The organism is Paraburkholderia silviterrae, from assembly GCF_004353915.1.
GTDB lineage: Bacteria > Pseudomonadota > Gammaproteobacteria > Burkholderiales > Burkholderiaceae > Paraburkholderia > Paraburkholderia silviterrae.
The window spans coordinates 194,528-219,616 of sequence record NZ_SMRP01000010.1; the positions used below are offsets into that span (position 1 = coordinate 194,528).

The 25,089-nt window shown below is 61.2% G+C and carries 23 protein-coding genes; 8 read left to right on the forward strand and 15 right to left on the reverse strand.

Annotation, left to right across the window (positions count from 1 at the left end; genetic code table 11):
* Positions 1–32 precede the first annotated feature (32 nt).
* The 4 genes from EYW47_RS20865 to EYW47_RS20880 all read right to left on the reverse strand — a co-directional run bounded on the left by EYW47_RS20865 (position 33) and on the right by EYW47_RS20880 (position 4,135).
* Positions 33–1,124 carry a porin gene (locus tag EYW47_RS20865; protein WP_133196730.1) on the reverse strand — a complete coding sequence of 364 codons (1,092 nt, stop codon included), beginning with the start codon at positions 1,122–1,124 and terminating at the stop codon, positions 33–35.
* 191 nt (positions 1,125–1,315) lie between these two features.
* Positions 1,316–2,380, reverse strand: a complete 1,065-nt coding sequence (locus tag EYW47_RS20870; protein WP_133196731.1) for a maleylacetate reductase — start codon at positions 2,378–2,380, stop codon at positions 1,316–1,318.
* A 19-nt stretch (positions 2,381–2,399) separates the two neighbouring features.
* A complete protein-coding gene (locus EYW47_RS20875; protein ID WP_133196732.1) occupies positions 2,400–2,876 on the reverse strand; it encodes an aromatic-ring-hydroxylating dioxygenase subunit beta in 477 nt (158 codons plus the stop codon).
* Positions 2,873–4,135, reverse strand: coding sequence for an aromatic ring-hydroxylating dioxygenase subunit alpha (locus tag EYW47_RS20880; protein ID WP_133196803.1), 1,263 nt, complete (start codon positions 4,133–4,135; stop codon positions 2,873–2,875). Before EYW47_RS20880 ends, EYW47_RS20875 begins: the two co-directional genes overlap by 4 nt.
* A gap of 274 nt (positions 4,136–4,409) precedes the next feature.
* Between EYW47_RS20880 and EYW47_RS20885 the strand changes: the two genes are divergently transcribed.
* On the forward strand, positions 4,410–5,327 hold the full coding sequence (locus EYW47_RS20885; RefSeq protein WP_133196733.1) for a LysR family transcriptional regulator: 918 nt from the start codon (positions 4,410–4,412) through the stop codon (positions 5,325–5,327).
* A gap of 113 nt (positions 5,328–5,440) precedes the next feature.
* On the opposite strand, the gene EYW47_RS20890 is transcribed toward EYW47_RS20885, so the two are convergent.
* From EYW47_RS20890 to EYW47_RS20915, 6 genes are all read right to left on the reverse strand, one after another.
* Entirely contained in the window at positions 5,441–6,139 is a 699-nt protein-coding gene (locus EYW47_RS20890; RefSeq protein ID WP_133196734.1) for a fumarylacetoacetate hydrolase family protein, read from the reverse strand.
* Positions 6,140–6,229: 90 nt separating this feature from the next.
* Positions 6,230–7,276 carry a gentisate 1,2-dioxygenase gene (gtdA, locus tag EYW47_RS20895; RefSeq protein WP_133196735.1) on the reverse strand — a complete coding sequence of 349 codons (1,047 nt, stop codon included), beginning with the start codon at positions 7,274–7,276 and terminating at the stop codon, positions 6,230–6,232.
* A gap of 21 nt (positions 7,277–7,297) precedes the next feature.
* Positions 7,298–7,609, reverse strand: coding sequence for a non-heme iron oxygenase ferredoxin subunit (locus EYW47_RS20900; protein WP_133196736.1), 312 nt, complete (start codon positions 7,607–7,609; stop codon positions 7,298–7,300).
* Positions 7,610–7,618: 9 nt separating this feature from the next.
* Positions 7,619–8,092, reverse strand: a complete 474-nt coding sequence (locus tag EYW47_RS20905) for an aromatic-ring-hydroxylating dioxygenase subunit beta (protein ID WP_133196737.1) — start codon at positions 8,090–8,092, stop codon at positions 7,619–7,621.
* Between the two features lies 1 nt (position 8,093).
* Positions 8,094–9,350, reverse strand: coding sequence for an aromatic ring-hydroxylating dioxygenase subunit alpha (locus tag EYW47_RS20910; protein WP_133196738.1), 1,257 nt, complete (start codon positions 9,348–9,350; stop codon positions 8,094–8,096).
* A gap of 39 nt (positions 9,351–9,389) precedes the next feature.
* A complete protein-coding gene (locus EYW47_RS20915; protein WP_133196739.1) occupies positions 9,390–10,379 on the reverse strand; it encodes an FAD-binding oxidoreductase in 990 nt (329 codons plus the stop codon).
* A gap of 133 nt (positions 10,380–10,512) precedes the next feature.
* Here EYW47_RS20915 and EYW47_RS20920 point away from each other — a divergent pair, with 133 nt between their 5' ends.
* Positions 10,513–11,415 (forward strand): LysR family transcriptional regulator, encoded by a 903-nt coding sequence (locus EYW47_RS20920; protein WP_133196740.1) that lies wholly within the window; start codon positions 10,513–10,515, stop codon positions 11,413–11,415.
* Between the two features lie 20 nt (positions 11,416–11,435).
* Here the strand turns inward: EYW47_RS20920 and EYW47_RS20925 are convergent, their stop codons facing one another.
* Both EYW47_RS20925 and EYW47_RS20930 read right to left on the reverse strand, forming a co-directional pair.
* Positions 11,436–12,158 carry a dienelactone hydrolase family protein gene (locus EYW47_RS20925; RefSeq protein ID WP_133196741.1) on the reverse strand — a complete coding sequence of 241 codons (723 nt, stop codon included), beginning with the start codon at positions 12,156–12,158 and terminating at the stop codon, positions 11,436–11,438.
* Entirely contained in the window at positions 12,155–13,252 is a 1,098-nt protein-coding gene (locus EYW47_RS20930; RefSeq protein ID WP_165976630.1) for a cupin domain-containing protein, read from the reverse strand. The genes EYW47_RS20925 and EYW47_RS20930 overlap by 4 nt, the downstream gene beginning before the upstream one ends.
* 190 nt (positions 13,253–13,442) lie before the next feature.
* On the opposite strand from EYW47_RS20930, the gene EYW47_RS20935 reads away from it, so the two are divergent.
* Complete coding sequence (locus tag EYW47_RS20935) at positions 13,443–14,282, forward strand: IclR family transcriptional regulator (protein WP_133196743.1); 840 nt, start codon at positions 13,443–13,445, stop codon at positions 14,280–14,282.
* Positions 14,283–14,374: 92 nt separating this feature from the next.
* On the opposite strand, the gene EYW47_RS20940 is transcribed toward EYW47_RS20935, so the two are convergent.
* The gene (locus EYW47_RS20940; RefSeq protein WP_133196744.1) at positions 14,375–15,364 is read right to left on the reverse strand and encodes a LysR substrate-binding domain-containing protein; all 990 of its coding nucleotides are present in this window, start codon (positions 15,362–15,364) and stop codon (positions 14,375–14,377) included.
* Between the two features lie 71 nt (positions 15,365–15,435).
* On the opposite strand from EYW47_RS20940, the gene speB reads away from it, so the two are divergent.
* Positions 15,436–16,422: an agmatinase gene (speB, locus tag EYW47_RS20945; protein ID WP_133196745.1), complete on the forward strand. Its 987-nt coding sequence runs from the start codon at positions 15,436–15,438 to the stop codon at positions 16,420–16,422.
* 45 nt (positions 16,423–16,467) lie between these two features.
* A complete protein-coding gene (locus EYW47_RS20950; protein ID WP_133196746.1) occupies positions 16,468–17,568 on the forward strand; it encodes a polyamine ABC transporter substrate-binding protein in 1,101 nt (366 codons plus the stop codon).
* A 114-nt stretch (positions 17,569–17,682) separates the two neighbouring features.
* Here EYW47_RS20950 and EYW47_RS20955 read toward each other — a convergent pair whose 3' ends face one another.
* Positions 17,683–18,744, reverse strand: coding sequence for a porin (locus EYW47_RS20955; protein ID WP_133196747.1), 1,062 nt, complete (start codon positions 18,742–18,744; stop codon positions 17,683–17,685).
* Positions 18,745–19,221: 477 nt separating this feature from the next.
* On the opposite strand from EYW47_RS20955, the gene EYW47_RS20960 reads away from it, so the two are divergent.
* Positions 19,222–20,895, forward strand: coding sequence for a GMC family oxidoreductase (locus EYW47_RS20960; protein ID WP_276322959.1), 1,674 nt, complete (start codon positions 19,222–19,224; stop codon positions 20,893–20,895).
* 42 nt (positions 20,896–20,937) lie between these two features.
* A complete protein-coding gene (locus EYW47_RS20965) occupies positions 20,938–21,699 on the forward strand; it encodes an SDR family NAD(P)-dependent oxidoreductase (RefSeq protein WP_133196749.1) in 762 nt (253 codons plus the stop codon).
* 17 nt (positions 21,700–21,716) lie between these two features.
* Here EYW47_RS20965 and EYW47_RS20970 read toward each other — a convergent pair whose 3' ends face one another.
* Positions 21,717–22,169, reverse strand: coding sequence for a VOC family protein (locus EYW47_RS20970; RefSeq protein WP_133196750.1), 453 nt, complete (start codon positions 22,167–22,169; stop codon positions 21,717–21,719).
* 309 nt (positions 22,170–22,478) lie between these two features.
* Here EYW47_RS20970 and acnB point away from each other — a divergent pair, with 309 nt between their 5' ends.
* Complete coding sequence (gene acnB / locus EYW47_RS20975) at positions 22,479–25,064, forward strand: bifunctional aconitate hydratase 2/2-methylisocitrate dehydratase (protein ID WP_133196751.1); 2,586 nt, start codon at positions 22,479–22,481, stop codon at positions 25,062–25,064.
* The last annotated feature ends 25 nt before the right edge of the window (positions 25,065–25,089 follow it).

Genomic DNA, 25,089 nt, shown 5'->3' on the forward strand with positions numbered 1-25,089 from the left:
TCGTGGAAAAGGAGCGCTCCGCAAGGCTTCGTTCAGAACACGTGCCGCACGCCCGCCATCATGCCAAGCTGTTGTGCGCCCGTCTCGACGGTACCGCCGGCGGCCACCGGGTTCCTGCCGTTTCGACCGTTGATCATGTAACCCACTGAGGCATAGACCGTTGTGTGCGGGCTCAGATAATAGTTGGCGCGCGCAACCAGGTTCGTCGAACTCGTCACATGTTCCTGAATGTATTTGTCGACTTGCGCATCGAAGGCCAGTGACGCTATCGGCATATAAGTGAGGCCGAGAAAGTACAGGTTATAGAGCGTGCTTGCAGTGCCGGCAGACAAGCTGCGATGAATCCAGCCACCACCGACCTTCAGCCTCGTGAGCGTGAAATAGCCGTCGACGATAGTGCGCGTGTCCGTGTAGGCGGCGCTGGTCAGCGGCGCAGACGCCCCCGTATTGCCACGCATGCGGTCATACGATGCCACTAGCCCGAATTGCGACGAATCGTAGGCAAGCAAGGCCGTGTACTGCTTGCAGGCGAGAAAATTGCCGGGCACCTGGCCGGGGCAGTTCGTCGCGGCCGGGCCGGCGGGACCGGCTGCGTCGCGCCCGAAGCTGTACGTGCCGCCAATGGTCACGCCCGCAAACTTGCCCATATACCCAATGGCGTTGTCGCTGCGCGCATTCGGCAGATAGGAGTCGAAGACGTACAGGGAATGTGTCGATGGGCCGATGACATCGGCGTTCAGGAGTGCGTAGGTCGTCATGTTGACCAACCGGCCAAGCGTCAGCGTTCCCCAGGCATTCTGCAATCCCACGTACGCCTGACGCCCGAACTCGCGGCCGCCATAATTGAAGCCGCCGGTGCCGGGCGCGAAGCCATTCTCCAGCTTGAAAATCGCCTTGTTCCCGCCGCCGAGATCCTCCGCGCCGGTCAACCCCCACTCGGAAGGTATCTCGCCGGTCAAAGTGGGCATGCCGGCGAAGCTACCGCCACCGGCGGCGTGGTTATAGTATTCGACCGCTGTATCGATGATGCCGTACAGGCTGACACTGCTCTGACTGTACGAGAGGCTTGATGCCAGCATGAGCGAACCGAAAGCGACACTCCTCGCAACACTACGCACTTCCATTGACGTCTCCTTTCCTTTAGCGGCACTGCGGTGTAATTTTTGTCATACTAATTAAATGCATGCGCACCGGCGTATTTTTTGTATGGACGGAGCCCTCCAGTCAGCGCGATACGCAGGCGTCGCCAGCGGCCTCCTATCGAAGCTGCTGGCGCCGGATGGATAGCTGGAGAGCTTGATGCCGGCTGCCGCGCTTACCTCACGGCAGGCTCCAGTCCCGACCACGCGGCTTGCAGCAAGCCGAGCACAGCTGCCTCGTCAATGGGGAAGGGATTGTGATCGATGTGGTGAAACGATTCGCTCGCGATGGCGGCAATGCGCTCGGCCGGCACGCCCAGCTCACTCAACGCGACGGGAGCGCCGAGCTCGCGCACGAGCCGCTGCAACGCCACCGCGGGGTGCACGCCCATGACCGACTCCATCGCCGCACAAGCTTGCGGAATCGCCGGCGCGTTATAGGCCAGCACGTGCGGCAGCACCACACAATTGGATTCGCCATGCGGCACCTCGAAGCGTCCGCCCAGGACGTGACAGATCCGGTGATGCATGCCGATGCCGACCGAATTGACCATCAGGCCGCCAATCGTCGCGCCGTACGCCGCCTGGGTCCGGGCTTCCAGGTTGGTGGGCTCGACGGCCAGTTTCGTCAATGCACGGTAGAGCATGTCGATGCCGGTCAGAGCGAGCTGGCTGGTCAACGGATTGCGCTTCGGGACATAGAGCGCCTCGATACAATGCGCGAGCGCGTTCATGCCTGTAGTTGCCGTCTCGCGTATCGGCAGGGATTGCGCGAGCGCCGGATCGACAATGACGGTGTTGGCAAGCGCCCTGGGCTCGCGCCTGCTGCGCTTTTCACCATCCACGAGCACGCCGAACAGCGGGGTCAACTCCGACCCCGAGAGCGTAGTTGGCAACGCGACATGAACCGCGCCGGCCTCGACCGAAAGGTATTTGCCAAGCCCGATCGTCGAGCCGCCGCCGATCGACACGACGCTATCGCAACCGGCACGCTCGTAGACTTCCAGCGCGGCCCTGGCGACATCGACAGGACAATGTGGCTGCGCACCGGCAAAGGTTGCATGCGTCATGTCGGCCATTGACTCGATGACCGGCGCATAGCGCCGTGGTCCCGAATGGGTTGTGACGACAAGCGCACGCGAGCGCCCGAGTTCGCGCAATCGCTCGCTCACCCGGTTCGCACGGCCCGCGCCGAACAAGACAGTCGGCGAATGGCAGAAGAAGTCGAAAACGGTCTGCATGAAAAGCCCTTCTGTATGATCAGACTGGATAAATGATGGAGTTCGGAATCATTTCGCTGTCGTAGATCGCGAGCCGCGAAGCGAACTTGAATCCTTCCGGTGTCGCAACGATCTCGTCGATGTAGCGCCCCGCGTTGAATACGCTTGACAGCTGGTTCAGCTTCGTGCGGATCACGACGTAGTTGGCTTCGCTATGGATGCGCCCGTCTTCGACCTTGCTTACCAGCGGCGCGCCCACGATGTGACGTTGATAGTACGGGTCATGGAAGAGCGTCTCCTTGATGCCGTACACGCGATCCTTGAGCATCCCCTTGCTTTCGAACGATAGCGTCGCCAGTGGAAAGCCGCGCTCGAAGTTTTCCCGGGGTTGCAGGCGGTAGAGGCACTGCTCGGTGAAAAAATCCGGCCACCGGTTCCAGTCGCCGGAATCTACCGTGCGCGCATAGTCCGCATACAACTGGGTGAGCGCCATCCAGTCCTTCAGGCTCTCCATCATTGCGGTGCCTCCATGACTTCTCGCCAGTAGCGGTACATCCCGCGGATGAGCGTATCGCTCACCATGTGATCGGTGTCGGCGACCTCGTGTCCGCCAAGCTCGGCCACGGCACGATGAAACGGGCGACTTTCGAACGACGCCTGGGAGAACTCGATCACCTCGCCATCGTCCGCGGAGACGAAGCCTGCCGGGCCGAACAGGTTGGCCTGCCTCAGCCGTCGCTGGGTCATTTCCCCGGAGTCGTCCTCGAACCCGAAGTGCGTCCAGAAGAAGTCGAACGAGCCGTGGCCATTGGGCTGGATCTGCCGCGTCGAAACGCTGTTGACCGACTGCTGGAGGATGACGCTTGGGAAGATGGTCGTCATCACCGCGGTCGGGCCGCCCCACCACGGCTCCTGCACGATATCGAGGAAGCGCAGATCGTTGAGCTGCATGTCCTCCTTGAAACGCGCGACCTGCGAGACCTCCGACGCCTTGAGCGAGTTACCCCGAGTGGAGATCATCGCGGCATGCCGGCTGCGTGCATCCATCTTCAGCTCCGACCGGTTATCGGCACGCCAGAGCCCAAAGGTCACGAACCACGTATGCAGCAAACCTGGATGATAGGAATCCTTGATGTTTTCCTGCATCAGCTTCCAGTTGCCCGGAATGCGCTGCCGGTTATAGCCGAGAATCTTCAGCTTGCGGCCGTTGAACGTCCGGTCGAAGCACGCGAGGATCGTCGGGCCCAAAAAGTCCTCGAACGATTCGATATCGTGATCGAACGATGCAAAGACGACGCCGCCGCGCGTGGCGACCTTCAGCTTTGTGAGGCCGTGGTCCTCCAGCCTGAAGTCGGGTGGCATGCCGCCGCGAACCTTGCCGTCCTGCTTGACACCCCTGCGGAATGGCACGCCTTGCAAATTACCCTCCAGCGTGTAATTCCACTGATGGTACGGACACGTGAAGCCATCTTTGCGGTTGCCGTGGCGCTCCCTGCAAAACGCCATGCCGCGATGCGCGCAGGCGTTCTCGACGACGTTAACCTTGCCGTCCACGCCGCGAACCATGATGACGGAGCGCTCGCCGATCGTCGTGCGCGTGAAGTCGCCGGGGTCAGGAATCTCGGCTTCCAGGCCGACATAGCACCAGTGATTACGGTAGAAGAATCGTTCCAGTTCTTTTTTGTAGATCGACTCGTCGGTATAAGCCATGAATGGGATGCGGCTGGTACCCTCGCTCTCCCACTCGACGGCTGAGGGAAATACAGTAGACGTCATTGTGCTACCTCCTTCGTTTTGCGATGCCACGGTCACGATCACCTTGGCGCTGTGCGTCAGCGGAGGCGAACCGCATGGATGTGCGTGAAAGTGCTGCAGGTTGCGGCGCCAGTCGCTGGCGATCGCGTCGATGAGAAGTCCAGGAAAAGTGCATGAAGTAGCGGCTTCATCACACCCGGTCCACTCGCTAACTCCAGGTGGACAAATTCTATGGACTGGCCTACCTTCGGTAAAGACAATGTCGTGAATTGTGAATATTGATTTGGTGAATGAGATGGTAGAACTGAACGATGTCGATCTGAACTTGCTGCTGGTGTTCAACGAACTGCTCATCGAGCGCCGTGTAGCCAGGGTTGCCGACAAGCTGGGCTTGACGCAGCCGTCCGTGAGCAACGCGCTCAGCCGGTTGCGCAAGACGCTTGACGATGAACTCTTTATTCGTACATCGAAGGGAATGGAGCCGACGCCCTATGCGAGCCAGCTTGCGGAGCCAATCAGTTCCGCGCTGAGCACGATTCGAAACTCCCTGAACCAGCAAGCGGCATTTGCTCCGGCCTCGAGCACGCGAAAGTTCACCATTAGCGCGGCCGATGTGGGGGAAGTCTATTTCTTGCCCGCGCTGATGGACAAGCTGGCGCAAGTCGCTCCCGGCGTCTCGTTGAACACGGTGCCCAACACGACTGCCAATTTGAGGGAGGCCATGGAGGCGGGACAGATCGATCTTGCAATCGGCCTTCTGCCCCAACTGAAGGCAGGATTTTTTCAGCGCAGCCTGTTACACCAGGACTATGTCTGCATGTTCCGCCAGGGGCATCCGCTTCAGGGGAAAAGGATTTCACTGAAGCAGTTCTGCGAGGCCGACCATGTCGTGGTCTCGGCGCCGGGCACGGGGCACTCGAAAATGGATGAAATGATTGAGCGAAAAGGCATCCGCCGAAACATTCGGCTTACCGTGCCCCATTTCGTGGCCGTGGGGCACATCCTCTCGACTACGGATCTGCTCGCCACGGTGCCGGAGCGATACGCAATGGCCTGCCGGGTGCCATTCCAGCTTGCCTACGTGAAGCACCCGGTCGTATTGCCGAAGATCGGCATCAATATTTTCTGGCACGCGAAGGCGCACAAGGAACCCGGCAATCAGTGGTTGAGAAATCTGATCGCCGAGCTGTTTTCGGATTCCAAAGCGGTGTGATCCGAACGCGTTCCAATACCGCTCAGTAACGCCTCGGCATGCTTGAGCGATGGGAATGGAACGCAATCGGCTCCTCAACAAGCGCTTGCCATGGCGTCACATTTCACCTTTGCTCAGACGATTGCGACCGTCAGTTCACCGAGGCGCTCCACGCCCACCTTCATCGTGTCGCCTCGCTGCACTGCGCCGACGCCTTCAGGCGTGCCCGTAAATATCAAATCGCCAGGTTCGAGGCGGAAGAATTTCGAAAGATCGGCGATAGTCTCGGCGACCGACCAGATGAGTTGAGACACATCGCTCTTTTGCTTCGTGACGCCGTTGACGTCCAGCCAGATGCCGCCGGTGAGGAAGTGGCCAACATCGGCCGCGCGATGGATCGGTCCGGTGGGCGCCGAGCGGTCGAAGCTCTTGCCGATCTCCCACGGCCGCCCCATTTCCCGCATCTTCATTTGCAGATCGCGCCGTGTCATGTCGAGTCCCACCGCATAGCCCCACACATGCTCGAGCGCATCGTTCACGGGGATGTCCGCACCGCCCTTTCCGATTACGGCGACGAGTTCCGCCTCGTAGTGATAGTTCTCCGTTTGCGATGGATAGTCGAGTTCGAGCGTCTGTCCGTATCCAACCGGCTGAATCGCGTCGGCGGGTTTGCAGAAGAAGAACGGCGGCTCGCGGTCCGGATCGAAGCCCATTTCGCGGGCGTGAGCCGCGTAGTTGCGGCCGACGCAATATACGCGGCGCACGGCAAACTGCTCGTCGTGGCCAATGACAGGAAGCGCAACGGGTGCTGCAGGGGGAAATACGAATGACATGATGATTTAACTCGCTCTTTGTAAATGCTCAATGGCGAAGACGCCTGCGCGGCGCACGATCCGGCAACCGTCATCGCCCTGAGCCAGGTTTCAGATGCGTTCTTCGCGCAACAGATTTAGCGCGGACAACACGGGCCGGTCCGAATAGCTGAACAGCACGGCGTCGCTCGATGCGGCGAGAGCAACCGGCTGCCATGACGGCGCCACGAAGATGTCGTGGGGCTCGAAGGAAAATGCGTTGTCGCCGATGCGCGCCGTCCCGCTCCCTTCCACAACGCAATAGACGGTTGCGTCCGTGCTGCGATACGTTCTGCCTGAGAAGCCTGCCGGCAGGAACTGCATGAAGGTCGCCATGGTGGGAATTGGCGAGCCGCCGGTGGCGGGATTGACATAACGAAGCTTCACGCCGTCCCAGCCGTCGAGTTCACCGTTGCGGTAGAGCGTATCGAGCGCCTCCCGGCTGCGCTCGTATGGATAACTGAAGATGGGGGAAGTCGGGTCCGTCACGCGATGCCTGACCGGCAGCATGTTGTGCCCGTAGCGGGCAAAGCTGTCGCCTTCCGGCCGCGAGATGGGCTGCGTCGATTCCGGATAGTTCTCGGCGAATCCCGCATCGAGGTTGACGATGAGCGGAATGTCGAGCCCGTCGAGCCATATCACCGGCTCGCCCCCTTCTTCCACCGAGGGATTGCCGTGGTCGTGCCAGGTCCACGAGGGCGTGATGATGAAATCCCCCGGCTTCATGGTCGTACGCTCGCCATTCACTGCGGTCCACGCGCCTTGCCCTTCGACGATGAAGCGCAGTGCGGACTGCGTATGCCGATGGCTAGGCGCGAGCTCACCCGGCAAGATGAGCTGCAATCCCGCATAGAGCGTGGTCGTCATGCTCGATTTGCCGGGCAGTCCAGGATTTTCCAGCACCAGCACGCGCCGCACCGCTTCCTCTGCGCTAATGACGGCCCCCGACTGCATCACGAGATCACGGATTTGCGCGTACTTCCAGATGGCGGCGATGATCTGCGGGCGCGGCACTTTCGGCACCAGATTATGCAAGGACTCCCACAACGGGGAGAGATGCTGCTGCGCGATTTGCCCATAATAAGCCGAGCGTTGCTCTTGTTGTGTATTTGCGGTCATAGGTGTCTCCTGCAACGGGTTTCAGATTTCGACGAAGACGCCACCGTCCTCGATCTTGACCGGATAGGTCTGAATGTCGTTCGTGAGCGGCTCGCACATGGCCTGGCCGTTGCGGATATCGAAACGCCCCTGATGCAACGGGCACTCGATCTCGTGTCCTTCGAGAAAACCGTCGCACAGCCTGGCGTGCCCGTGCGTGCAGATGTTGTCGGTGGCGAACACCTCGCCATCCACGCCATAAACTGCCAGCTCCTTGCCGCCCGCCTGAACCGCCACCACATCATCGGCGGGAACCTCGACCAGCTCGATAATCCTTGTCCATTGTCGCGTCATGATCAAACCTCAAATGGGATAAATGAGCGAGTTGGGAATCATCTCGCTGTCGAACACGCACACACGCGACTCGAACTTCAACCCCGCATCGGTGCGGCGGATCGTGTCGACATAGCGACCCACGTTGAACACCGTGGATATTTCATCGGGCTTGGTGCGAAACACCGCATAGTTCGCCTCTGCGCGGATGCGCTCCGCGTCTACGCCGAGAATGCGCGGGGCGCCCACCACGTGCCGCTGGTAATACGGGTCGTGGAAGATGGTCTCGGTCGTGCCGTAGACGCGGTCCTGCAACATGCCACGGCTCTCGAAGGCAAGTGTGGCGAGTGGGTAGCCACGCTCGAAATTCTCCCGTGGCTGCACCTTGTAGATGCATTCCTCGGTAAAGAATTCAGGCCACTTGTCGAGCTGATTTTCGTCCAGCGCCGCCGCGTAGTCGGCATAGAGCGCGAGCAAATGTTGATACGTTTCGAAGTCGAGCATTTCAGGCCTCCATCACCTGGCGCCAGTACTTGTACATTCCGCGGATCAGCGTCTCCGTCACCATGTGATCGGTGTCGGCCACTTCGCGCCCGCCCAGTTCCGCAATCGTCCGATAGAACGGCTTCTGCTCGAATCCTTCCTGCGAGAACTCGATCACTTCGCCGTCGTCCGCCGATACGAAGCCGGCCGGACCGAAGAGATTCGCCTGGCGAAGGCGCCGGCGCGTCATTTCATCGGTGTCTTCTTCGAAGCCGAAGTGCGTCCACACGAAGTCGAACGACCCGTTACCCGTGGGCTGAATATGGCGCGTCGATAACGAATTGACCTGCTGCTGGATTATCACGCTCGGAAAGAGCGTCATCATCACGGCCGTCGGCTCGCCCCACCAGGGCTCTTTCACCACGTCGAGGATGCGCTCGTCGTGCAGACTCATCTGCTCCTTGAAGCTCGACACGCCCTTCGTCACATCGTTCTTTCCACCCGCGCCGCGCGTCGAGATCATCGCCGCGTGACGGAAATGCTCGTCCATCTTCATCTCGGACTTGTTGTCGGCACGCCAGAGACCGAATGTCACGAACCACGTGTGAAGCAGGCCCGGGTGATACGGGTCCTTGATGTTCTCCTGCATCAGCTTCCAGTTGCCGGGGATGCGTTGCCGGTTGTAACCCAGGATTGTCAGCTTGCGGCCATTGAATACGCGGTCAAAATAAGCCACGATCGTCGGTCCCAGATAGTCCTCGAGCGAGGGCAGATCATGATCGAACGATGCGAATACCACGCCATTGCGCGTTGCGATCTTGAGTTTCGTGAGGCCGTGATCCTTCGGATCGAAGTCCGCGGGCATGCCGCCGTTGACTTTTCCGTCGAGTTTCACGCCCCGGCGGAAAGGCACGCCAACGAGATTGCCCTTCAGATCGTAGTTCCACTGGTGATAAGGGCAGGTGAAATCCTTGCGGTTGCCGAACTTCTCACGGCAAAAGCGAACGCCACGATGCGCGCAGACATTCTCGACGGCATAGATCTCGCCGTCGGCTGCGCGGCTTACGATAACCGAGCGCTCGCCCACCACGGTACGCTTGAAATCGCCCGGATTCGGTATCTCCGCCTCCAGCGCGACGTAGCACCAATGCCCTGAATAGAAGAAGCGCTCGAGTTCGCGCTTGTAGATAGCTTCGTCCGTATAGGCCGAAAACGGAATCCGGCTGCTGCCCTCGTCCTTCCAGGCAGGTTTCATGAAAACAACGGGAACCTCATTCATGCTGTGTCTCCGAGGATCGGGTTATGTGGCGACGCCGCGCTATCGGACGCCACTCGAATAGAACGCGTCGGCGTAGATGCGCTCGGGTGCGACACCTCTTTCGCGCAGCAGTATCGCGGCCGCATCCACCATGACGGGCGCCCCCGCGACATAGGCGGTCCAGCCGCTCATGTCGCGCCAGTCAGCGCCAACGGCCTGGGTCACCACACCATTGCGGTAACCGTGCGCTTGCACGCCCGAGGCAACGACGGTGTGAAACTTCATGCGCGGCAGCCGCCCCTGCAGTTCCCGAAGCCACGGTTCGCCGTAGATATCCACCCTGGAGCGCACGCCGAAATAGACATGCACGTCGTTGTCCATCTCGACCTCGGCCATGCCGCGCAAGATCGAAAGAATCGGTGCGAGCCCGGTCCCCCCGGCGATGCACACGATGGGACCTTCCGTCTTGCGGCGCAGATAGGCGGTGCCCAGCGGCCCGCTCACACGCACACTGTCGCCTACCTTCAATTCGTTGACGACGTACGACGTCGCGCGGCCATCGGGCACGAGCCGGATATGAAACTCGATTTCGTCGGGGTTCTGCGTAACCGCCATCGAATACGGCCGGATATGCTCCGGGGTGAACTGAAGATTCGCGTACTGGCCAGGCGAAAACCCGAACGGCTTGGGCAGCTTCAGGCGCAGGCGCTTGATGTCGTGCGTCAGGTCATCAATGGACAACACAGTAGTCCTGATGATCTTTGCCGGATGAACGACGATCTCGTCGACCTCGGGTATTTCGATCGCGCAATTGTCGATAAGCGTCGTCTGGCATGCCAGCACGGTTGCGCCCTCGTTCATGGGGGCATTCGATTCGCCGCCACCGGTCACGAGCACGCGCCCGGCGGCTACCTGGCAGCGGCACGTTCCGCAACGCCCTGACATGCAGCTATACGAAACAGGAATCTGGTTGGCTAGCAGTACGTCGAGCAGGTTGTCTCCAGCACGTACGTCCAGTGTCTGCTGAAGCGGCAGGATGGACAGTTCCATGGTACCGGTGTCTCCGCGTTGATTTTGGATGAATTCATGTTGCCAGAGGCCAACTTATAAATGAACAGAAGATGGCTGATACGTCACATCACCGCCAGTGATAACATGGCGGCGGAACGCGGAGAGTCTAGCCATGGAACTGCACGACATCGACCTGAACTTGCTGGTGGTTTTCAACGAACTGCTGCGCCAGCGCCGGGTGTCGGCCGTTGCCGAGACGCTGGGCATTTCGCAGCCCGGCATCAGCAACGCCCTCAACCGTCTGCGCCGCCTGCTGGGAGACGAGTTGTTCCTGCGCACGTCCAGAGGCATGATTCCCACTCCCTTCGCCGAGACGCTCGCGGAACCCATCGGGTTCGCGCTCGGCGCCATACATGACACGCTCAATGCGAAGACAACGTTCAACCCTGCATCGAGCACCCGCACTTTCACCCTCGCGATGACGGACATCGGCGAGATCTATTTCCTTCCTGCGCTCATGAAACGGCTCGGCCAGGTTGCGCCAAACGTGTTGATCAGCACTGCGCACGACGCCTCCGAAACGTTGCAGGACGAAATGGAGGCGGGGCGCGTCGATCTGGCGATCGGATTCATCCCCGATCTGAAGACAGGGATTTTCCAGCGGCGTCTTTTTCGACAGCGCTATGTTTGCCTCTTCCGCAAAGGGCACCCGCTCGGCAAGACGGGCATGACGCTCGCCGCATTCCGCGAAGCGGAGCATGTATCGATCGTGGCCGAGGGCACCGGACATGGGATCGTGGACGAGGTGATCCAGCGCGCAGGCATCACACGCAACTTGCGCTTGCGCGTGCCGCATTTCGTTGCCGTTGGACATATCCTCCAGACGACGGATCTCATTGCCGTCGTGCCGCAAGCGTTCGCGGCGGGGACGCTCGAACCCTTTGGACTTGAATCGGCGCCATGCCCGGTCAAGATTCCGGATATCGTCATCAACGTCCTTTGGCACGCAAAGAATCATCGTGAGCCGGGCAACCAATGGCTGCGCCAGCTCATCTTCGACGAGTTTTCCGTATAGAAACCCGGTTCCGGCAAGCGTTACCGAAGGCTTTGGGCGAGCAATCTCAACATGCGCTCGTCCGCGGCCAGGAAGGCATCCCGGTTGAAGGCCTCTTCACGCAAGGGATTGAAGAACCCATGCTTTGCGCCCTCGTACGCAAATACGGTGGCGTTTTCCATGCCGCTGACCGCCTGCGCAACGATCTTCCTGTGCTCGGGCAGTATGTGCGTGTCCTCTTCGCCAACGTGATACTGCAGCGGGCAATCGATAGCGCGCAATTCTTCCAGATGCTCATGAACCCGCACGCCGTAGAACGAAACCGCAGCGTCGCAAGGAAACCGTGCCGCGTACCGGAGTGCGAGCAGGCCGCCAATGCAGAACCCCACTACGGCCAGCTTGCCGTTGGAGCCCGGCAAGTGACGAGCCCACTGCGCAATGGTGTTGCAATGATCGAGAGCCGTTTCCGGATCGTAGGCTTGCATCAGCGCAAAGCCCCGTTTGCGGTCTGCCTCGCTATAGCCCAGATCGACCCGGCGCTCCACATGACCGAATACGTCCGCGCACACAACCCGGTAGCCCTTCTCGCTCAACTTTGTCGCGATGGTCCGGATCGCCGCGTTGACGCCGAAGATTTCCTGAAGCAGCAACACCGTGCCGCGCGGCGCCTCGTGCTCGCCTTCGGTTGGTCCCGCGCAGAACGCTTCAATGTTTCCGTCTTGAGAGACCGTGTGCCAGCCCAACGGGAACTGTGCGGTATTCATGCTGCCTCCAGTTCGACGATCGCGCCGTCGTTCGTGCGGCCCTGCTTGCGCATCAGCCCCAGTTTGGTCAGCGACGGCGAATCGGTCACCGAGTAGAGCACGGCCTCGCCGCCAACCGCTTCATGGTGATACCAAACCCATGCAGGCACGCAAAACACGTCGTTGGGTTTCCAGTCGAAACGCACGCCGTTGATCTCGGTCGTCCCGCTGCCTTCGAGCACGACAAAGACCGACGAAGCGGTGCTGCGCTGCGACAGCGCTTTCTCCCCGGCTCTAAGCAACGTACTCCGGTGTGACATGGTCGGCATGACCGACCCGCCGCTCACCGGGTTGGTATATTCGACCGTAATGGCGTCATAAGGACTACCTGGGAGATCGGCCATGGCTTTGAGCGCCTCGCGCGTATCCTGCCAGCGGTAGACGAACATCGGGGAATGATCGACGCTGCCTCTTTGGTGGTCGACGAAGGTTGGCGTAATGCCGCCGTACGAGTAAAGGCGCGTGGAGTATCCCGAGGGCCGGCTGATCGACTGGGTCGTTTTCGTTTGCCCTTCTTCGGCGTAATCGAACTCGAACCTCGTTGAGTTGAGCGCCTCGATTAGCGGGACGTCGAGCACGTCCACCCAGACGACCGGCTCCGTGCCGTCGTTGCCGTGATCATGCCAGCAGCCATGAGGCGTCAGCACGAGGTCGCCGCGCGACATCGGAATCTTCTCGCCCGCCACCGTGGTGAACCCGCCGTTGCCTTGCAGTACGAAACGGCTGGCGCACGGCGTATGGCGATGGACCGGCGCGCTCTCCCCCGGGTTGTACAGCGAATAGGCGGCGAACAACGTCGAGGTGATGTACGGCTTGCCGCCCAACCCTGGATTGGCGAACACCAAAGCGCGCCGCTCACACTCCTCGATTGGCACGGTCTTCGACGCACTCGCGAGCCGCGGGTTGATCTCGGACCACTGCCACAGATGCGGCACGGCCGTCTTGCGTGGTTCCCGGATTTCGATGTCCTCGCGCTCCTTCCAGAACTCCACGAGGTTGAGCGCGGATGCGTCGCGCGAGAGTGTGGCGCGCACGCCGGATTGTTCATGTTGCATGGTGATGTCCCTCCTGGTCTGCTGCGTGTTGATATTACATTGTATGATGCATCGAACAATATAAGATGAAAAACGGGCTGTCAAGCCGGTGCTTAACGAAGGCTTCAGACGTTTGGGGGACAGGGCAAGTTGATAGCAAGGCACGCCGCTGATACGCTTCGCATCAGTCCACACAAGGAAGGCGATAACCGTGCAAAAGAAGGCTGAAGACGTCGAGCCGGCCGAGCAGACAGATGACCAGCGTCCCGGCATTCAGTCCGTTGAAATCGGCGCCGAAATATTGAGTGCGCTGGCGACTTTCGGCAGACCCGTGCCCTTGCGCTCGCTTGCGGCGAAATGCGGGATGCCGGTGGGCAAGGTGCACCGCTATCTGGTGAGCCTGACGCGCTCGGGACTGGTCGAGCAGGACGCGTTGAGCGGCCATTACGGGGTGGGCAGGAGCGCCATCGCGATTGGGCTCTCCGGACTTTGGGCGTGCTCGCCAGTCAAGGAGGCCGCCCGCGCAATAGCACAGTTGAGAGACGCCACTCAGGAAACGACCTTCGGCGCGATCTGGACCGACGTGGGTCCCACTGTCTGCTTGCTGGAGGAATCCGACCGGCCGATTTACATGAACGTGCGCGTGGGTGCGCTATTGCCGGTCTACCAGAGCGCGGCCGGCCGGGTATTCGCCGCTCACTTGCCCGAGGAACTCATCAAGCGAGTCGTCAAGCTTCAGGAGCATGCGCTGTCGACACCCGTGGCGAAGTTGACATCCGTCCAGGCACGCGAGCTCCATCAGGAAACACGCGCAAACGGCTATGCGGGAGTCGCGGGATCGAGCGTGCCTGGTGTGAACGCCGTCGCCGCCCCGGTCCATGATTACAAGGGCAACGTCACTGTCGTAATCGGGCTGCTCGGGCGGGAACCTGACTTGCCGCTCTCAGCGGAGTCGGCGCCGATCAAATCGTTGCTCGATTGTGCCGCGCTTGCTTCGGAGCGGCTCGGATACCGCGCTGGCGCCGCCGGCCAGCAGGAAGTCGAAGACTAAGGTTGCGCACGCAACCAATATCACCGCCGATCACGTGACCTGGACCCGGGCGCGTCATCAGGATAGTTTCGCGTCTGGTCACCGGAGATCGATCATTTCACCGACGCGGGGCCCTCGTCGATGCCGGCACCGCACGCCGATGTAATCCATTGAAAGGCGGGCTCAACCGCCGCTGAGCGTGCCGGCAGCGTCGATTTCATGAGCCACAGAGGCGGCATTGCAACCCCTGGCACCTGCGGCAGTCGGCACACTCGCTGTTGCGCCAGCGCCTCGCTCGCAAATAGCCGCGAGACCATGGCAATGCCCGCCTCCCGTTCCGCAGCCGCCACCAGCAAATGCGGATCGACACTCGTCATCACGCGTCGGGTTCGCAGGCCGCTGCGCCGCAGCTCGGGCAACCATGGCGCCCATTCCTGGGACTGTTCGTGCACGAGCAGCGGTGCGCGCGCCAGCACGTCGGGAAACGGGACCTCGTGCAGCCGACGCGCAGTCTCGGGTCCGCAGATCGCCACTTTTTCTTGTTCCATCAGCAACCGGCATTCGACATCCGGCGACTTGATCGGTTTGGTCGATACGACGAGATCGATGTCGACGCGGTCGATTTCGGTCACCTCCATGTCGGTCACGAGCCAGATTTCGACGTCCGGCATCGCGGCGGTCAGTTCGCCCATGCGCGGAATCAGCCAGCCCGAGGCGAACTCCGGCGGGCAATAGAGCAGCACTGAAGCGGGGTTGCCATAAGGCTCGATCCTCTCGCGCCCGTCGCTCAGCAACGCGAGCGCGTCGGCCACCGTCTGCGCGAACAGCTTGCCGGCCACGGTCAATACGACGCCACGGCCCATGCGCAGGAAGAGGGACTGTCCCGTCCACTCCTCGAGTTGAAGAATCTGGTGGCTAATCGCCGACTGGGTCAGGGACAGCTCCTGAGCCGCACGTGTGAACGAGCCCAATCGGGCGGCCGAATCGAAGGCCAGTAATGCCTGGAGGGGTGGGAGTCTGCGCATCGAGGTATGAGCGATATCGATAGTTCCAGAAAAATCCTTCGCTTTTTTATCCATCTCTTCTGGCGAATCATAGCGCACATGGGATTCGCGCTAGATGACGCGACAACTCATATGAATCAATTTACTAGCTCCTGACTTACCGATAGACCATGACATCCACTTTTCAGAAAGACCACTTCGCCGCCGCTTCCTCGCGAGCAGGCAATGACTCGCCGCAGCCGTTGGAGCCTGCTTCGCCGACCTACGCCGGGCCACTGTCATTCATGCGGCGCCCCTATGGCCGCGATCTCACCGGCGTCGACGTCGCCGTTTCGGGTGTGCCGCTCGATCTTGCAACCACCTACCGTCCCGGCGCCCGCCTCGGTCCCGCCGCCGTGCGTGCCGCCTCGGTACAGCTCGCAGATCTGGGTGTCTACCCGTGGGGGCTCGCGCCGCTCGACGCACTGAACGTGATCGACTACGGCGATTGCTGGTTCGATGCGCACCGGCCGTGGACGATCCGCGATGCCATCGCGGCCCACGCCCGCACCATCCTCGCCTCAGGCGCAAAGATGCTGACGCTGGGCGGCGACCACTACATCACGTACCCGCTGCTGATCGCACACGTCGAACGTTACGGCCGCCCCCTCGGCCTGATTCATTTCGATGCGCATTGCGACACGTGGCCCGACGAGCACGCGGATTCGCTCAATCACGGGACGATGTTCTACAAGGCGATCCGCGAAGGCCTGATCGATCCGGCGCGATCGGTGCAGGTCGGCATCCGGACCTGGAACAGCGACTTCATGGGGGTGCGCGTACTCGACGCGCCCTGGGTACATCGTCACGGCACCGCGGCTACGGTCGAGCAGATTCTCGCGGTGGCAGGCGATGGTCCCACCTATCTGACTTTCGATATCGACTGCCTCGACCCAGCCTTCGCCCCGGGCACCGGCACGCCGGTCGCGGGCGGACTGTCGTCGGCGCAAGCGCTCGAGATCGTGCGCGCGCTGGACGGTATCCAGCTTGTCGGCGCCGACGTCGTGGAAGTCGCGCCTTCGTACGATCACAGCGACATCACGGCGCTCGCGGCCGCCCATCTCGCGGCCGACATTCTGTTCCTCATGCGGCATCAACGGCCGATCAGCTCATCCTGAACACACCGATGCCCTATAACGACCAACGACCCTATCGGAGACATCATGCCAGCACCGTATTTACGGACTGCACTTGCCTTGCTTGCCGGCTGCGCATTCGCGACAGCAGCGCTCGCCAGCGATAACGCGCTCAACGTCTATAACTGGGACGACTTTATCGATAAGGATACCGTACCAAACTTCGAGAAGGAGACCGGCATCCATGTCCGCTACGACGTGTTCGATAGCGACGACACCTTGCAGGCGAAGTTGCTTACCGGCTCGTCGGGCTATGACATTGTCGTGCCTTCGTCGAGCTACCTCGGCGCGCAGGCGGCCGCGGGGATTTACATGAAGCTGGACAAGTCCCAGTTGCCGAACCTTGCCAACCTCGATCCGCAACTGCTGAAACTGACCGAGGCAGCCGACCCGGGGCACCGATACGGCGTGCCGTGGGCATGGGGCACGACCGGTCTCGCATACAACGTCGACCAGGTTCGCAAGGTGCTCGGCCCCTCAGTGGCGCTCGACAACTGGGACATCCTGTTCAAGCCGGAGTACCTGACCAGGCTGAAGAGCTGCGGTGTCTCGCTGCTCGACTCGCCAACCGACATGTTTTCGATCGCCCTGCACTATCTCGGCAAGGATCCCAACAGTCACAATCCGGCCGACTACCAGGCCGCCTATGAATTGCTCAAGAGCATCCGCCCTTATGTGACGCAATTCGCCCTTTATTCATGGATCAACGACCTCGCCGGCGGCGACATCTGTTTCGGGGTGAGCTGGTCGGGCGACGTGAAGATGGCGGCCAGCCGCGTGCACGAGGCGCACAAGGACTTCCAGCTGGCGTACTTCATACCGAAGGGCGGTGCACCGGTATCGTTCCAGATGATGGCGATCCCGAAAGACGCGCCGCATCCGGAGGCCGCACTCAAGTGGATCAACTACATTGAGCGGCCGGAAGTCCATGCGGCGATTACCAACGCCGTCTTCTATCCCAACGCCGACAGCGCCGCTTCGAAGTACGTCAAGCCCGAGTTGCTCGACGACCCGATGGTTTATCCGAAGCCCGAGGTGCTCGCAACGCTGTTCATGCAACAACCGCTGCCCGCGGCGATCAAGCGTCTGGAAACGCGTCTTTGGTCGCAGTTGAAGGACGGGCGCTAAGTTCGCGTTCATCACACGGCGGCAGCACGCCGCCGTATCTGCTCCCCACGCAAACGCCGACCTTGACCCATGACCCGCTCCATGACTTCCCGGACCTGGCCGCCTGCGTCGAGATCAGAATGTGTGTCTGATCCCGACGTTCACCCCAACAGTGGTTCCCTGCACTTCAAAAAATACATTGGGATAAGACACAGACAGGCCGGTATTCGCCGCGCCATGGTTGTTGACTACGCCGACCTGCGTGTAAAGCGTTGTCCGTCTGCTCAGGAAATAGGCTGCGCCCACAGATGCGAGGAGCGAGTGATTATCGGAATTGTTGCGATCGCGCGTTAGCCAAATACCGCCGTTAAAGTCGAACTGTGATGCCATGATGTAGTCAAGGCCGCCACCATAGACATAGTTATTGGCAGCGCCCGCTACTTTGTAATTGATGAATACGGCCTTCGCTGTCAACGACCCGATCCGGTATGCGGCACCGAGCGTACGGCCGACGAATGCGACGGTGCTGGGAATCGGCGTGTTGACGGTCCCACCGCTGTTGCCGTCGTAAATGGCCCCATTGACCATCACGGTGCCATTGTCGTATTTGAAGCTCGCGGCGTACTGCCGGCCCGCCTGAAAATTACCCGCTTCCCCGCCGAGCGCGAGCATGACGCTGCCTTCGAGTCCGGCGATCTTGGGGCTGGTATAGGAGATCGCATTGGAGTTGTGCACGCCCGTCAGGAAGACGTTGTTGCCGTAGATGCTTTGTACATCGCCGAAGTTCGCAAAGCCCCGTGTGTCGGAATCGTAGATCGTGTTCACGAACGGCGAGAACTGCAGCCCTGCCTTGACCTCCCCGTAGTGTCCCTCCAACGCGACCCACGCCTGACGGCCAAAGAAATTCCCGTTCGAATCGTTAATGCCACCGTTGCTGGTATTGAATCCGCTTTCGATCTTGAACTTGGCCTTTAGGCCCCCGCCCAGGTCCTCCACGCCAGAGAAGCCAAATAGCGATGGCGACAACCCCCCATCGGCCAGCGCGAACGTTCGGCCGGCGTTCTGGCCTTGCGCGTTGGGGGTCTTGCTTGTGAACAACAGCGATGCATCAATGACGCCGTACAGCGTAACGCTGCTTTGAGCGTGAATAACAGGCGCAATCCCCAGTAACGCAACCGCCAATATCGATCGTTTCATTCTTCGAGGTCTCCACTTGTTTGATGCGATGCAATCGCACTGCGTTGGTTAGTGGAGCAAGATTAGCGATAAATTTTCCGAGTGTGCAGTTTACGTCGTCGGTACTTTCCCGAGTAGTACCAGGTAAATGCAATCGAATATCAAACCGCTGAAGCGACACATGCGCTTGCGCTGCCAGAGAAGCGGGTTTGCCCTGCTCCGTGTGCGAGAGCCGCGGATCTATCTCCATAGTCGATGCATCCAATCGGAATTTTGCTGCTGTTCAGATGGGATGCGACCGTGCATCATCGTCGCCGTACATCTCGCGTGAATGGTTGCTCGTAATCCATGCATTGACATGGATAATAAAACCATTAGTTATCCGGATTTTTAGCGGCGTAGTTTGTGGCTGTGGAAAATTCTCACGTAAAAATAGATGGTGGAGACACGAGAGTGATTCAAGCGCGTGCCGAAGCGGCACAACAACTTCTGGATCGCATGGCGCGCGGCACACTGAGTCGCCGAGGGTTCATGAAACTGGCCGCCGCGATGGGTATTGCCGCCGTGCTCGATCCCGCGCAGACGCAACAGGCGTTGGCCGCCGGCGAGACTCAACGCGCAAACCGGCAGGCCATCAAGGACAGCTACGACTACGTGATCGCAGGCGCGGGCGCGGCCGGCTGCATCGTGGCCGCACGCCTGGCGGATGCGGGGGCCGAAGTGCTGCTCGTCGAGTCCGGCGGTTCCGACAACCTGCCCCAGGTGACGACGCCAGGCTTGTGGTTCACCAACATCGGCGGTCCGCTCGACTGGAAAGTCAAGGCGGCGCCGTCACCCTACGTCAACAACCGGGCCGTGCCGGTGGCCATGGGGCATGTTCTCGGTGGAGGCACGAGCATCAACGCCATGCTCTGGGTGCGAGGGGTGAAGCAGGACTACGACGGCTGGGCCGAGCAAGGCTGCGATGGCTGGGGCTTTTCCGAGGTGCTTCCCATCTATAAGCAACTCGAGGACTGGGAAGGCGGGGCCAATCAGTGGCGCGGCGCGGGTGGCCCATTGCACGTCTGCACGACGCATTCGCCTCATCCTACCGCGACGGCCTTTATTGGGGCGGCACGTCAGATGGATGTTCCCATCCTCGACGACATGAATGGCCCGATGCGCGAAGGCGCAGGCTACGTGAACATGAGCATCAACCGCGACGGAAGTCGTGCAAGCGCCGCGCGCGCCTTTCTGCGCCCGGCGCTCGGACGCCCGAATCTGACGCTGCTGCTCAACACGGATGGCGTCCGCTTGCGTTTCATGGGTACCCGGTGCACGGGGATTACGCTCAATGATGCGGACGGCGTTCGCAACGTTCGCGCGAGGCGCGAGGTCATCGTGACTGCGGGCGGCATCGCGAGCGCGAAGCTGCTCCTGCTGTCCGGCATTGGCGACGCGGAAGACGCGCGCCGCCACGGCATTACTCCCGTCGTCGACCTGAAAGGTGTCGGGCGCAATTTCCAGGACCACCCGCTGCTGTTCGGTGTCACGCTCGGCTACAAAGGCACGTTCCCGCCGCGCTCGATGACGAGCAACGCGGTCGAGGCAGCGGCCTATGTGCGCAGCGATTCCTCGCTCCGCGACCCTGATGTCGCCATGGTCCTTCAACAGGTCTCGGTGGTCACGCCGGAGATACGCGCTGCGTTTGGCGCCCCTCCGGAGAATGGCTTTGTCATTTCACCGGCCCTTGTGCGTCCGACGAGCCGCGGCCGCTTCCAGCTCACGAGCGCCGACTGGCGGGAGCCGGGCCAGCTCGACGCCGGCTTTCTGTCGACGGACCACGACCTCGAAACGACCGTGCGCTGCATCGAATTGTGCAGGGAGCTCGGGCGGCAGCAGGCATTCGATCCCGTGCGCGCGGCCGAGGCTATTCCGGGCCGCCCGCTCGATAAGGCGGCGCTGCGGGATTTCGCCCGCAACGCGACGATCAGCTTCGGCCATCCGGTCGGCACCTGCAAGATGGGCGTCGATGAAATGGCCGTGGTGGATCCGCAACTGCACGTCCATGGCGTTGAGGGGCTGCGGGTCTGCGATTCGTCCATCATGCCGAACATCGTGACCGGCCCAACCAGTGCCGCAAGTCACATGATTGGCGCCAAGGCCGCGGGCATGATCCTTGGCGTCGCGTGATCGCGTCACCACTATCGTGATGCCATAACAGGAGAGTTTTTCATGTCGATGCGGCTCGAGGGTAAGGTTTGCGTGATCACTGGCACCGGCGGGAGCGTCGGGCGCGAGATCGCCGTCACGTTCGCACGGGAAGGTGCGCTAATCGTCGGCTGCGGTCTACGCGCAGACGACAGCGAGGCGACCGTGGCGGCCGTTCAGGCCGCAGGTGGACAGATGGTGTCCTTGCATCCCTGCGACCTCACGAAACCATCGGACTGCCAGGCGCTTGTCGAACTCGCCGTTGAAAAATTCGGCCGCATCGACGTGCTCGTCAACAACGCGGCGATGGCCTACTTCAACTGGATCGAAGACATCTCCGACGAGGAATGGACCCGCAACCAGCGCGAAGAGGTCGACCTCGTGTTCTATCTCACGCGAGCGGCATGGCCTTATCTGAAGGCAAGCCGCGGCGTGGTCGTGAACATGGCTTCGCTCACCGCGCTCATGAGCTTCAGGGATCTTGGCTCTCTGGCGCACACGACCGCCAAGGCCGGCATTATCGGCATGACCCGCCAGTTGGCGATGGAGGGGCGGCAGCACGGGATTCGCGCTAACTCCATTTCACCGGGCGTGATTGAAACGAACCAGACGCGCGAGCAACTGAAAAACCCGGAATGGTCCGGCTACATGCTCAACAAGACGCTGCTGGGGCGCCTGGGCCAGCCGGAGGAAGTGGCGAAGGTCGCGCTGTTTTTCGCCTCCGACGACAGTTCGTACGTCACCGGCGTCGATCTTGTTGTCGACGGCGGCATGAAAGTCTGGTGATCGCCGGGCGATCGCGTCTAGCTCTCCGCCATCCCTTTTTCCGCCAGTTCCTTTTTCGCGCCCTCGTTCTTGGTCAAATGCGTGAGGCCCATGCCGCGCAGCACATTCGGCGCCTTGGTGAACTGCACATTGTCGTAGCCCACGATCTCGATGCGATTGCCCCACGGGTCGCGGAAATCCAGAAACGGACCGCCGAGCGGCTCGACCCCCGCCGCCTTCAGCGCGGCGCGGGCCGCCTGCTTGTCGTCGACAACGAGGCCGACATGCCGGCCGTCATCGGCGGACTGTCTGCGTCCCGCCTGCAACGCGATGAACTGGTCGCCAAGATCGATGAAGGCCATCGTCCTGCTCTTGCCGCGTAATTCAAAGTCGAAGATGCGGCCATAGAACGCCAGCGCTTCCTCAATATCGCCGACTTCCAGCGCGACGTGGTTGAAGCCGATGGCGCGCGGCTTTTTGGAGTCAACCATTTGACCCTCCCTTTGTAGACCGGCGGCCCGGAAATGGCCACCTGCTCCTGGTGTGCGACACCTCAAGTATGGGGATTGAAGTCGCCCGACACCAGACGTTCAGACAGGATTTGATTAATCCATTTTTGGAGCAATAACGTGTTCCAACCTCGCTACTGGAAGCTTTTACCGGTCATAACTCTTATATAAGACATAAGACATTTGACGTTAGAGGCCATTGCCACTAAAATCGCGTTCAAAGCAGTGCCCGGCACAGCCTTGGCGCGCCGGGAAAGCCTTCCCCTAAACGCGATATCAGCAGGTCCCCCCATGCTTGAAAACTTTCGTGCTCACGTAGCCGCACGCGCCGCGCTCGGCATTCCCCCCCTGCCCCTGACCGCCCAACAGACCGCCGAGCTGGTGGAACTGCTGACGAATCCGCCCGCGGGCGAAGAGCAGACGCTGCTCGAGCTCATCACCCACCGCGTGCCCGCCGGCGTGGACGAAGCCGCCCGCGTGAAGGCCGGGTTCCTCGCCGCCGTGGCCAAGGGCCAGACCGCCTGCGCGCTGATCTCGCGCGCCCACGCCACCGAACTGCTCGGCACGATGCTGGGCGGCTACAACATCGAGCCGCTGATCGAGCTGCTGTCCGACGCCGAAGTGGGCACGGTGGCCGCCAACGCGCTGAAGAAAACCCTGCTGATGTTCGACCAGTTCCACGACGTCAAGGAACTGGCCGACAAGGGCAACGCCAACGCCCAGGCCGTGCTGCAAAGCTGGGCCGACGCCGAATGGTTCACGAGCCGTCCGGAAGTGCCGCAAAGCCTGACCATCACGGTCTTCAAGGTGACGGGCGAAACCAACACCGACGACCTCTCGCCGGCCCCGGACGCCACCACCCGCCCGGACATCCCGCTGCACGCGCTGGCGATGCTGAAGAACGCCCGTCCCGGCATCACCCCGGAAGAAGACGGCAAGCGCGGCCCGGTCAAGTTCATCGAGTCGCTGAAGGAAAAGGGCCACCTGGTCGCCTACGTGGGCGACGTGGTCGGCACCGGCTCCTCGCGCAAGTCGGCCACCAACTCGGTGCTGTGGTTCACGGGTGAAGACATCCCCTTCATCCCGAACAAGCGCTTCGGTGGCGTGTGCCTGGGCGGCAAGATCGCCCCGATCTTCTACAACACGATGGAAGACGCCGGCGCCCTGCCGATCGAGCTAGACGTGTCGCAGATGGAAATGGGCGACGTGGTCGAACTGCGCCCGTACGAAGGCAAGGCGCTCAAGAACGGCGAAGTGATCGCCGAGTTCCAGGTCAAGTCCGACGTGCTGTTCGACGAAGTGCGCGCCGGCGGCCGCATTCCCCTGATCATCGGCCGCGGCCTGACTGCCAAGGCGCGTGAAGCGCTGGGCCTCGCCCCGTCGACGCTGTTCCGCCTGCCGCAGCAGCCGGCCAACAGCGGCAAGGGTTTCTCGCTGGCCCAGAAGATGGTCGGCCGCGCCTGCGGCCTGCCGGAAGGCCAGGGCGTGCGCCCGGGCACGTACTGCGAACCGAAGATGACCTCGGTCGGCTCGCAGGACACCACGGGCCCGATGACCCGCGACGAACTGAAGGACCTGGCGTGCCTGGGCTTCTCGTCCGACCTCGTCATGCAGTCGTTCTGCCACACCGCCGCCTATCCGAAGCCGGTGGACGTGAAGACCCACCAGACCCTGCCGAACTTCATCAGCACCCGTGGCGGCATCGCGCTACGCCCGGGCGACGGCGTGATCCACTCGTGGCTGAACCGCATGCTGCTGCCCGACACCGTGGGCACCGGCGGCGACTCGCACACGCGCTTCCCGATCGGCATCAGCTTCCCGGCCGGTTCGGGTCTGGTCGCCTTCGCGGCCGCCACCGGCACGATGCCGCTGGACATGCCGGAATCGGTGCTGATCCGCTTCAAGGGCAAGATGCAGCCGGGCGTGACGCTGCGTGACCTCGTCAACGCGATCCCGCTGTACGCCATCAAGCAAGGCATGCTGACGGTGGCCAAGCAAGGCAAGAAGAACATCTTCTCGGGCCGCATTCTCGAAATCGAAGGCCTGCCCGATTTGAAGGTCGAGCAAGCGTTCGAACTCTCGGATGCATCGGCCGAGCGCTCGGCCGCCGGTTGCACGGTGCACCTGAACAAGGAACCGATCATCGAATACCTCAACAGCAACATCACGCTGCTGAAATGGATGATCGCCCAGGGCTACCAGGACCCGCGCAGCCTGCAACGCCGTATCAAGGCGATGCAAGCGTGGCTCGCCGATCCGCAACTGCTGCAACCGGATGCGGACGCCGAGTACGCGGCCGTCATCGAGATCGACCTCGCCGACGTCCACGAGCCGATCGTCGCCTGCCCGAACGATCCGGACGACGTGAAGACGTTGTCGGACGTGGCCGGTGCGAAGATCGACGAAGTGTTCATCGGCTCGTGCATGACCAACATCGGTCACTTCCGTGCCGCGTCGAAGCTGCTCGAAGGCAAGCGCGACATTCCGGTCAAGCTGTGGGTCGCTCCGCCGACCAAGATGGACCAGAAGCAGCTGACCGAAGAAGGCCACTACGGCGTGTTCGGCACGGCCGGCGCCCGCACCGAAATGCCGGGCTGCTCGCTGTGCATGGGCAACCAGGCACAGGTGCGCGAAGGCGCCACGGTCATGTCGACCTCGACCCGTAACTTCCCGAACCGTCTGGGCAAGAACACGAATGTGTACCTCGGCTCGGCGGAACTGGCGGCAATCTGCTCGCGTCTGGGCAAAATCCCGACCAAGGACGAGTACATGGCCGACATCGGCGTGATCAACGCCAATGGCGACAAGATCTACCAGTACATGAACTTCGACCAGATCGAAGACTTCAAGGAAGTGGCCGACACCGTGCAGATGTAAAGCACGCTGGCGTGCTACGGCGCGA